Genomic DNA, 11843 nt, shown 5'->3' with positions numbered 1-11843 from the left:
GGAACCATGTCGTCCACGGAAGACAAGCTGCGTCAGTACCTCAAGCGGGTCACCCTCGATCTGGGCGAGGCCAAACAGCGCCTGCGCGAAGCGGAACAACGCCACCACGAACCCATCGCCATCACCGCCATGGCCTGCCGCTACCCCGGCGGCATCGACTCCCCCGAAGACCTGTGGCAGCTCGTGGACACCCGCGCGGACGCCATCGGCCCCTTCCCCACCAACCGCGGCTGGGACCTCACCGCCCTCTACCACCCCGACCCCGACCACCCCGGCACCAGCTACATCCAGGAAGGCGGCTTCGTCCACGACGCCGACCGGTTCGACGCCTCCTTCTTCAACATCAGCCCCCGCGAAGCCCTCGCCATGGACCCCCAGCAGCGGCTTCTCCTGGAAACCGCCTGGGAACTCCTCGAACGCGCCCACATCGACCCGACCGCCCTCAAGGGCAGCTCCACCGGCGTCTACGCGGGCTGCGGTGTGCCGGGGTTCGGCACGCCGCACATCGAGAAGAGCGCCGAGGGCTTCCTGCTGACGGGCAACGCGCTCAGCGTTGTGTCCGGCCGTATCGCCTTCACCCTGGGCCTGGAGGGCCCGGCGGTCACGCTGGACACGGCGTGCTCGTCGTCCCTGGTGGCCATGCACCTGGCGGTCCAGGCGCTGCGGCACGGCGAGTGCGACCTGGCCCTGGCCGGCGGGGTGACGGTCATGTCCACCCCGAACGTGATCACGGAGTTCTCGCGGCAGCGCGGCCTGGCCCCGGACGGGCGGTGCAAGCCGTTCGCCACCGCGGCCGACGGTACGGGCTTCTCCGAGGGCGCGGGCCTGGTGCTGCTGGAGCGGCTCTCGGACGCCCGGCGCCACGGGCGCCGGGTGCTCGCGGTCGTCCGGGGTTCGGCGGTGAACCAGGACGGCGCGAGCAACGGGCTGAGCGCCCCCAACGGGCCCTCGCAGCAGCGGGTGATCCGCCAGGCGCTGGCCAACGCCGGGCTGGCGGCCGTCGAGGTGGACGCGGTGGAGGCCCATGGCACGGGCACCACGCTCGGCGACCCGATCGAGGCCGAGGCGCTGCTGGCCACCTACGGCCAGGAGCGGCCGGAGGACCGTCCGCTGTGGCTGGGGTCGGTGAAGTCGAACATCGGGCACACGCAGGGCGCCGCCGGGATCGCGGGTGTCATCAAGATGGTGATGGCCCTGCGGCACGGCTCGCTGCCGGCCACCCTCCACGTCGACGAGCCCACCTCGCACGTGGACTGGAGCAGCGGCACGGTGCGGCTGCTCACCGAGCCGGTCGGCTGGCCGGCGGCCCCCGGCCGCCCGCGCCGGGCCGGCGTCTCCGCGTTCGGCATCTCCGGCACCAACGCCCACGTCATCCTGGAGGAGGCGGCTGAGCCGGTCCCGTCCCCGGGGCCGGAGGCGGAAGGCGCCGGCGGGCCGGCCGTCCTGGGCGGCGTGGTGCCCTGGGTGCTCTCGGCCCGTACCCGGGAGGCCCTGGCCGACCAGGCGCGCCGGCTGGTCCGGGCCGTCGCCGACGCCCCGGACGTCTCGCCCACCGAGGTGGCCTGGTCCCTGGCCACCACCCGCGCCACGTTCGACCAGCGCGCCGTGGTCACCGGCACCCGGCTGCCCGATCTCACCGCCGCCCTGGAGGCCCTTGCCGCCGGCGGTGAACACCCCGGCCTGATCCGCGGCGCCGCCCTCGACCCCGAGGAAGGTCCGGTCTTCGTCTTCCCCGGCCAGGGCTCCCAGTGGTCCGGCATGGCCGTCGGCCTGCTGGACTCCTCCCCCGCCTTCGCCGCCCGGATCGCGGAGTGCGAGCGGGCCCTGGCGCCGTACGTGGACTGGTCGCTCACCGCCGTGCTGCGCGGCACCGACACCGCCACCGACCCAGCGCGCGTGGATGTCGTCCAGCCGACCCTGTGGGCCGTCATGGTCTCCCTGGCCGGCCTCTGGCAGGACTTCGGCATCACCCCGGCCGCCGTCATCGGCCACTCCCAGGGCGAGATCGCCGCCGCCTGCGTGGCCGGGGCCCTCAGCCTCGACGACGCCGCCAAGGTCGTGGCCCTGCGCAGCCAGGCCCTCCGCGCCCTCGCCGGACACGGCGCCATGGCCTCCCTCACCCTCGGCGCCGAGGACACCGCCCGCCTGCTGACCGGCCTCGGCGAGGCGGCCGAGGGCGTCGCCGTCGCCGCCCACAACGGCCCCCGCTCCACCGTCGTCTCCGGGCCGCCCGAGCAGATCACCGCGGTCCTGGCGGCGGCCGAGGCCGAGGGCGCGCGGACCCGCGCCATCGACGTGGACTACGCCTCCCACAGCTCGCACGTCGATCGCATCCGCGACACCGTCCTCGCGCAACTCGCCGATCTGGCGCCCACCGCGCCCACCGTCCCCTTCTACTCCACGGTCATCGCCCAGCCGCCGGCGGGCGCCCCGCTCGACGCCGAGTACTGGTTCACCAACCTCCGCCGGCCGGTCCGCTTCACCGAGACCCTCACCGCCCTGCTCGCCGACCGCCACCGCCACTTCATCGAGGTGAGCCCCCACCCGGTCCTCACTCCCGGGATCCAGGACGCCATCGACGACGCCGACGTGCCCGCCACGACCATCCCGACCCTCCGCCGCGACCACGGCGGCCCTCTCGACCTCGCGGGCGCCCTCGCCCACGCCCACACCGCCGGGCTCGCCGTCGACTGGCGGCCCTGGTATCCCACCGCCCCGGTCGCCACCACCGACCTGCCCACCTACCCCTTCCAGCGCGAGCGCTACTGGGTGGCGGCGGGCCGTACGGCGGGCGATGTCAGCGCGGCCGGCCTGCGGCCGGTGGAACACCCGCAGCTGTCGGCCGCGACGGGGCTCGCCGACGGCGGGCTCCTGCTGACCGGGCGTCTTCCGGCCGCCGGTGACGCCGGCTGGCTGGGCGAGCACGAGGTCGCGGGCGTGGTCCTGCTGCCCGGCACGGCCCTGGTGGAGTGGGCGCTGCGGGCGGCCGACGAGGCGGGCTGCGGCGGGATCGAGGAGCTGACCCTCCAGGTGCCCCTGACCCTGTCGGCCACCTCCGAGCTGCGGGTCCAGCTCGTGGTGGACGCCCCCGACGAGGACGGGCGCCGCGAGCTGCGCGTCTGCTCCCAACCCGCGTCCGGCACACCGGAGGGACCCGGGGAGCGGGACATCTGGACCTGCCACGCGACGGGCACCCTCGCGCCCGGCGCGACGGCCGGGACGAGGACTGGGACGACGGCCGGGACGGAGCTCACCGGCGCCTGGCCGCCCGACGGGGCCGAGCCGGTGGACATCGCCGACCTGTACGCGCGCACCGAGGCGGCCGGTTACCGGTACGGCCCGACGTTCCGGGGCGTCCAGGCGGTGTGGCGGCACGGCCCCGATCTCCTCGCCGAGGTGGCCCTGGACCAGGGAGCCGGGGAGGGCGCCGACGGGTTCGGCATCCATCCCGCGCTGCTCGAAGCCGCCCTGCACCCGGTGGCGCTGGACCGCCGGCGGGCCGACGGCCCGCTGTGGCTGCCGTTCGTCTGGAGCGGTGTGTCGCTGCACGCGGGCGGCGCGACGGGCGTTCGGGTCCGGCTCCGCGCGCGGCGGTCGGAGGACGGCGAAGGCCGCGAGCTGAACGTCGTCGTGGCGGACCCGACCGGCGCCCCCGTGCTCAGCGTGGATTCGGTCGCGCTGCGCCCGGCCGGGGACGACTGGCTGAAGGCCGCCGAACGGCGTGGCGCGGGCGGCCTGTTCACGGTGGAGTGGCTGCCGCTGCCGCCGCCGGAGGACCGGCCCGAGCCGGCGGAGACCGAGGACCTGGTTGTCCGCACCGTGGCACCGGCGGCCGACTCCGGCACCGGGAGCGAGACGGGTCTGGCCACTGTCCGGCGCACGCTGGGGCTCATCCGGGACTGGCTGGCCGAGCCCCGGTCACCGGACGCCCGGCTGGTGCTGGTCACCTCCGGCGCGGTCTCGGCCGGCGAGGAGGACGGGCCCCCGGATCCGGGTGGCGCGGCCGTCTGGGGCCTGGTCCGGGCGGTCCAGGCCGAGCACCCGGGCCGGATCACGCTGGTCGACACAGACACAGACACAGACACAGACACAGACACCGGCACCGGCACCGGCACCGGCACCCACTCCGACGCCGCCGCCGCCGCGAGCGGGAGCGAAAGGCTGGCCGAGGCGGTCCGCCGGGCCATCGACGCGGACGAGCCGCGGATCGCGGTCCGTTCGGGCGCGGTCTCGGTTCCCCGTCTGCTGCGTGCCGTCGAGCGGCCCGGGGAGCGCCCGGGGGTCGATCTCTCCGGCGGCACGGTGGTGGTGGCCGGTGAGCCCGGTCCGTCGCACGGCGTGGTCGCCGAGCACCTGGTGCGCGCGTACGGCGCCCCGCGGCTGCTGCTGCTCTCCCGCCGCGGCGGCCAGGCCCCCGAGGCGGCCGCCCTGGCCGAGCGGCTGACGGCGCTGGGGGCGGAGGTGGAGGCGGCTGCGGCCGATGTCGCCGACCACACCGCCCTGGCGGCGGCGTTGGAGGCGATTCCCGACAGCCACCCACTGGTGGGCGTCGTGCACATCGCCGAGGCGGCCGACGCGGCCCCGCTGGAGGCCTGGGACGAGGAGCGGCTGTCGCGGACCTGGGCGGCGAGGGCCACCGGCGCGTGGAATCTGCACGCCCTCACCCGTGACCTGCCGCTGCGGATGTTCGCGGTGCTCTCCTCCGTCGCCGTCACCGACGTGGTGGCCGGCCCCGGCCAGGCCGGCTGCGCCGCCGCCCGGGCCTGCGCCGACGCGCTGATCGCCCACCGGCGTTCCGCCGGGCTCCCGGGCGTCGGCCTGGCCTGGACCCTGGGGGAACGGGCCACACCCCACGCCCTGCACCTGTTCGACACGGCGCCGCACCTCACCCGCCCGGTGGCCTTGGCCGCGGACCCGCAAGAAGACCCGCTCGCCACCCGACCGGGCCCCGCGGTCCCCGCGCTGCTGCGCGCCCTGGCCCGGCCCGCCCGGCGCCGCGCCGCGGAACGGCGGTCGGTGGCAAGCGCCCTGGCCTCACGCCTCGCCGGTCTCGACACCTCCGGACAGCGTGACGTCGTGCTGGAAACGGTGCGCCGGACGGCCGCCGTGGTCCTGGGCCACTCCTCCGACGCGGCCATCCGGCCCGAGGCCGCCTTCAAGGAGCTGGGCTTCGACTCCCTCACAGCGGTCGGGCTGCGCAACCGGCTGGCCGAGGCCACCGGGCTGCGCCTGCCCGCCGGCCTCGTCTTCGACTACCCGACCCCCCGGGGCCTCGCCGACCACCTCCTGCACCGCCTGACCGCCGGCACGCCCGTGTCCTCGCCTCTCGCACCGCCGCCGGCCCGGACCGGCGGCGCGGACGACGAGCCGATCGCGGTGGTGGCGATGGCCTGCCGCTTCCCCGGCGGGGTGACCACCCCCGAGGAGCTGTGGGACCTGGTCGCGGCGGGACGGGAGGTGGTGGGTCCGTTCCCCACCAACCGCGGCTGGGACCTGGCCAACCTGTTCCACCCCGACTCCGACCACCCCGGCACCACCTACGCCTCCGAGGGCGCGTTCATCTATGACGTCGACGGCTTCGACGCGGCTTTCTTCGGCATCAACCCCCGCGAGGCCCTGGCGATGGACCCCCAGCAGCGCCTCGTCCTGGAAACCGCCTGGGAGGCCCTCGAACGCGCCGGCATCGACCCGCACACCCTCCAGGAGAGCCTGACCGGCGTCTATACCGGCGTCATCTACCACGACTACGCCACCGGCCTGCCCCCCGGCGACCCCCGCCTGGACGGCTACACGATGCTCTCCAGCATCGGCAGCATCATCTCCGGCCGGGTGGCGTACACCCTCGGCCTCCAGGGCCCCGCCGTCACCGTCGACACCGCCTGCTCATCCTCCCTGGTGTCCATGCACCTCGCCGCCGGGGCCCTGCGCCAGGGCGAGTGCGACCTGGCGCTGGCGGGCGGCGTGACCGTCATGGCCACCCCCGATCCGTTCACCGGGTTCTCCCGGCAGCGCGGCCTGGCGCCCGACGGCCGGTGCAAACCGTTCGCCGCCGCCGCCGACGGCACCAGCCTGAGCGAGGGGGCCGGGCTCGTCGTGCTCGAACGGCTCTCCGACGCCCGCCGCAACGGCCACCAGGTGCTCGCCGTACTGCGCGGCTCCGCGATCAACCAGGACGGTGCGAGCAACGGCCTGACCGCTCCCAACGGCCCCTCCCAGCAGCGTGTCATCGCCCAGGCCCTCGCCAACGCCGGTCTGGGCCCCGCCGACATCGACGCCGTCGAGGCCCATGGCACTGGCACCACCCTCGGCGACCCCATCGAGGCCCAGGCGCTCCTGGCCACCTACGGCCAGGACCGCCCCGACGACCGGCCGCTGTGGCTCGGCTCGGTCAAGTCCAACATCGGCCACACCCAGGCCGCCAGCGGCATCGCCGGCGTCATCAAGATGATCATGGCCCTGCGCCACGGCCGGCTGCCCGCCAGCCTCCACATCGACGAACCCAGCCCGCACATCGACTGGACCGCCGGACACGTCCAGCTCCTCACCGAGGCCACCGACTGGCCCGCGACCGGCCACCCCCGGCGCGCCGGCGTGTCCTCCTTCGGCGCCTCCGGCACCAACGCTCATGTGATCCTGGAAGAGGCGCCCCCACCGCCCGGCCCCGCGCCCGAACCGGCCGCCGCGCCCGCCGTCGCGGGCGGCGTGACGCCCTGGGCGCTTTCGGCGCGTGACGAGCAGGCCCTGCGCGAGCAGGCCTCGGCGCTCGCCGAGCACCTGCGGACCGACGACCGCGCGTCGGTCGCGGACGTGGGATGGTCCCTGACCACCACACGGGCGGTGTTCGAGCGGCGGGCCGTGATCATCGGGGAGGACCGCGAGGAGATGGCCGCCGCTCTGGAGGCGCTGGCCGACGGGTCTCCCCATCCCGGCCTTTCCACCCCCGGTGGCACCGCTCCGGACACTCCGGGGAAGACGGTGTGGCTGTTCTCCGGACAGGGCAGCCAGCGCCCCGGCATGGGCGCCGACCTCTACCGGCGTTTCCCCGCCTTCGCCGAGGCCTTCGACGAGGTCCGCGCGCTCCTGGACCCCCACCTCGAACACCCGCTCGCCGACGTGGTCTTCGCCACCGACCCCGCACACGGCGACCTGATCCACCACACCACCTACACCCAGGCCGGGCTCTTCGCCCTCCACATCGCCCTCGCCCGTCTCCTGGGCGACATGGGCCTGGCGCCCGACGCGGTCGCCGGACACTCCATCGGTGAGATCAGCGCCGCCCACCTCGCCGGTGTGCTCTCCCTGGAGGACGCCGCCCGCCTGGTCGCCGCCCGCGCCACCCTCATGGGCGGCCTCCCGTCCGGCGGCGCCATGGCCACCGTGAACGCCGACGAACAGGAGATCACCGCCACCCTGGCCGACTATCCCGACCTGGCCGTCGCCGCGCTGAACACCCCCACGCACACCGTCGTCTCCGGCCCCGCCGACCAGGTCGCCGCGCTCACCGCCGCCTGGCGGGAGCGAGGCCGCAAGACCCGGGCCCTCCCGGTCTCCCACGCCTTCCACTCCCCCCAGATGGAGCCCGTCCTCGCCCCCTTCACCGAGGCCATCGGCCACCTGGCCTTCCGCGCGCCCCGCATTCCGCTCATCAGCAACCTCACCGGCGAGCCCGCGGGCGAGGACATCGCCACACCCGACTACTGGGCCCGGCACATCCGCAGGCCCGTCCGCTTCCACCAGAGCATCACCCACCTCGCCGAGGACACGGCCGTCTTCCTGGAACTGGGCCCCGCTCCCGTGCTGACCCACGCCGTTCACCACACCCTCCCCGAGGAGACCACCGCCACCGCGCTCGCCACCCTCACCGGCAGGCAACCCGATGTGTCCGCCCTGGCCCACAGCCTGGCGGCCCTGCACACCGGTCACACCCCGGTGGACTGGACGCCCTGGTTCCGCACCGATCCGGCCCCCAGGACCGTGGGCCTGCCCACCTACCGCTTCCAGCGCCGGCCCTACTGGATCGCCCCCCGCCCTTCCGGCGGCGCCACCCCCGGGGGCACCGGCCTGGACCACCCGCTGCTGGACACCGCGGCGGCTCTGGCGGACGGCGGCCTGGTGCTCACCGGGAGCGTCCCTCCGGCCGGCCACGACAGCTGGCTCACCGAGCGCGCCATCGCGGGAACCGTCGCGCTGCCCGGCACCGCCGTCCTCGAACTCGCCCTCCGCTGCGCCGAGGACACCGGCAGCCCCCACGTCGAGGAGCTTCTCCTCCACCACCCACTCGTCCTCCACCCCACCGCACATCTCGATCTTCAGGTCGTGATCGGCGCCGCCGATGACGACGCCCGCCGCACCCTCCACCTGTACGCGCGCGCCCGGTCCGACGCCGGGGCCGAGTGGACCCGGCACGCCACCGCCACCCTGGCGGGGGAACCCGCGGACGACCGGCAGCCGCCGGCGGAAGGGGAAGCGGCCTGGCCGCCCGCCGGCGCCGAGCCCGTCGACCTCACCGGCTTCTACGACCGCGCCGCGTCGAACGGCTATGCGTACGGGCCCTCCCTCCGGGGACTTCGGGCGCTGTGGCGCCACGGCGAGGACCTGCTCGCCGACATCGCCCTGCCCGTGGCCGACGACTCCACCGGCACCCTCGCCATCCACCCCGCGCTTCTCGACAGCGCGCTGCACCCCCTCCTCGCCGTCACGGACTCCCCGGGCGACCAGGTCTGGCTGCCGTTCTCCTGGAGCGGCGTCACCCTGCACGCCACCGGCGCCACCCACGCCCGGGTCCGCGTCACCCCCCACGGCGACCACGAGCACCGCGTCGCGCTCACCGACACCGCCGGCCGGCCGATCCTCACCGCGGACGCCGTCGCCGTCCGGCCGGCCCGGCTCGAGGCCCCGCGGCAACCCCTGTCCGAGGGGCTGTTCAGTCTGGAGTGGACGCCGGCGTCGCCGCCGGCCGACCGGTCGGAGGCCACCGCGGCGGCGCCGGGGGTGGTCCTCGTCAAGGCGCCGGTGGCGGAGGGGGAGGGGGAGGGGGAGGGCGGCGAGCTGGAGGCCGTCCAGCGGGCGTTGGCCCTGGTGCAGGACTGGCTGGCCGAGCCGCGGCCCGACGATGTCCGGCTGGTGGTGATGACGCGCGCCGCCGTCGCCGTGGACGGGGAAACGCACGTCGATCCCGTAGCGGCGGCCGTCTGGGGCCTGGTCCGCAGTGCCCAGACGGAGAACCCGGGCCGGTTCGTCCTCCTGGACACGGGCCCGGACACGGACCAGGACACGGACCAGGACACGGACCAGGACACGGACCTGGGCACAGAGCCGGACACGGGCCTGGGCACGGATCCGGTCCTGGGTCCCGACGCCCTTGCCGAGGCCGACGGCCGCGTGGCCGAGGCGGTCCGCTGTGCGCTCGACCTCGACGAGTCGCAGGTGGCGCTCCGCGGCGGCCGGGTCCTGGTGCCCCGGCTCGTCCGCGCGACCGCCTCGGCCACGCTGCCCCTCCCCACAGACCGGCGGAACTGGCGGCTGGAGGCCGCGACCCCGGTGGGCGCCGCGTCGCTCGACGCCGTGGCGCCGGTGCCGTTCACCGAGGCGGAGGAGAAGCCGGCGGCCGGGCGCGTACGCATCGAGGTGCGCGCGGCCGGCGTCACCTTCCGCGATGTCCTGATCGCCACGGGCGGGGTACCCGGCGAGACCCGCCTCGGCGGCGAAGGCGCGGGCGTCGTCCTGGAGGTGGGCCCCGACGTCACCGACGTGGCCCCGGGCGACCGCGTCATGGGCGTCTTCGACGGCGCGTTCGGCCCGGTCGCCGTCGCCGACGCGCGGATGGTGACCCGGATGCCGGGTGCCTGGGACTTCAGCCAGGCGGCGGGCGCCCCCGTGGCGTTTCTCACCGCCTGGTACGGCCTGGTGGAGCTCGCGGGCCTCAGGGCGGGCGAGTCGGTCCTCGTCCACGCCGCCACCGGCGGCGTGGGCACGGCCGCGGTGCGGATCGCCCGCCACCTGGGCGCCGAGGTGTACGCCACGGCCGACCCCGCCGAGCACCATGTGCTGGAGGCGATGGGCATCGACGAGGCCCACCGCGCCTCCTCCCGCGACCTGGACTTCGAGGACGCCTTCCGCGCCGCCACCGGCGGCCGCGGCGTCGACGTGGTCCTCAACAGCCTCAACGGCCTCACCGGCGACCAGGCCGGCGCCTCGCTGCGCCTGCTGGCCGAGGGCGGCCGCTTCCTGGATCCGGGCCGGGCCGGCGCGCGCGACCCCGAACAGCCGGCCGAGGACTTCCCCGGTGTGGACTACCGCGGCTACGACCTGGTCCCGGACGCCGGGCCGGAGCGCGTCCAACCCATGCTGGCGGCGCTGGGGGCGCTGTTCGACGAGGGTGTCCTGGCGCCCCTGCCGGTGCGGGCGTGGCCGCTGGCCAGGGCCCGTCAGGCGCTCCGCCGCATGAGCCGGGCCGATCACACCGGCAAGCTCGTGCTGACCGTCCCTCCCGCCCTCGATCCCGACGGCACGGTTCTGATCACCGGTGGCACCGGTGTGCTCGGCGGCCTGATCGCCGAACACCTCGTCACCGCCCACCACATCACCCACCTCCACCTCCTCAGCCGCCGCGGACCCGACGCCCCCGGCGCCACCGACCTGGCGGACCGCCTCGCCGAGCTGGGCGCCACCGTCCGCATCACCGCCGCGGACGCGTCGGACCCGGAGGCCCTGCGGCAGGTCGTGGACGCCATCGACCCGGTTCACCCCCTCACCGGCGTCATCCACACCGCGGGCATCGTCGAGGACGCCGTGGTCACCTCCCAGACCCCCGACACCCTCCGGCGCGTCTGGGCCGCCAAGGCGGCGAGCGCCGCCAACCTCCACCAGGCCACCCGGCACCTCCCCCTGGCCATGTTCACCCTGTACTCCTCCGTCTCCGGCACCCTCGGTAACCCCGGGCAGGCCAACTACGCCGCCGCCAACGCCTATTGCGACGCGCTCGCCGCCCAGCGGCGGCACGCCGGCCTGTCGGCCACCTCCATCGCCTGGGGCCTGTGGGCCACCACCAGCGACATCACCGGGCAACTCAGCCGAGCCGACGTGGCTCGGATGGGCCGCGCCGGTGTCAGGGCGCTGGCCACCGACCACGCGCTGGCGCTGTTCGACGCCGCACACCGGCACGGCGACCCGCAGCTCGTGGCGCTCAACCTCGACGTACCCGCGCTGGCCGCGCAGCCGGTCGCCATCCTCCCGGCCGCACTGCGCGGCCTGGCCACCCGCTCAGGCGGGGCCGCGCGGCGGGCCGCCACGGCCGTACAGGGCCCCGACGACTGGACACGCCGGCTCGCCGGGCTCCCGGAGGCGGAGCAGCGGCAGCAGCTGCTCACGCTGGTGCGCGGCAACGCCGCGACGGTGCTCGGCCACGCGGATCCCGAGCGCGTCCGGGAGGAGGCCCCGTTCAAGGATCTCGGCTTCGACTCCCTGACCGGCGTCGAGCTGCGCAACCGGCTCTCGGCCGCGACCGGGCTGCGGCTGCCCGCCGCGCTCGTCTTCGACTTTCCCTCGGCGAAGGCGCTGGCCGACTACCTGCGCGGCCGGCTGGTGGCGGACGGGGGGCCGGCGACCCCGGGCGGTGTGGACCCGGTGCTCGGCGAGCTGGCGAGGCTGGAGTCCACGCTGTCGGCCCTCGATCTGCCGGAGGCGGACGCACGGGCGGTGACAGATCGGCTTGAGGGTCTGCTGGCCCAATGGAAGGCGGCGTCCGCGCCGTCGGCCGAGGACAACGCGGCCGACCGGCTCACGCTCGCCACCGCCGACGAGGTTCTCGCGTTCATCGACAACGAACTCGGTCCCTCGTGACG

The 11843-nt window shown here is 75.7% G+C and carries 1 protein-coding gene; it reads left to right on the top strand.

The window, feature by feature from the left end; translation table 11 throughout:
• Positions 1 to 6: 6 nt before the first annotated feature.
• Positions 7 to 11841, top strand: coding sequence for an SDR family NAD(P)-dependent oxidoreductase (locus ABFY07_RS35880; RefSeq protein ID WP_346178518.1), 11835 nt, complete (start codon positions 7 to 9; stop codon positions 11839 to 11841).
• The last annotated feature ends 2 nt before the right edge of the window (positions 11842 to 11843 follow it).

The sequence above is a fragment of the Streptomyces sparsogenes subsp. cuspidosporus genome, assembly GCF_039532705.1.
GTDB lineage: Bacteria > Actinomycetota > Actinomycetes > Streptomycetales > Streptomycetaceae > Streptomyces > Streptomyces sparsogenes.
The sequence above is the reverse complement of the archived record's forward strand: the minus strand, read 5'-3'. Positions and strand labels throughout refer to the sequence as shown.

What these genes read in the sequence shown, in the direction of transcription:
- ABFY07_RS35880 (WP_346178518.1), top strand. Translation starts at nt 7, where the DNA reads ATGTCGTCCACGGAAGACAAGCTGCGTCAGTACCTCAAGCGGGTCACC.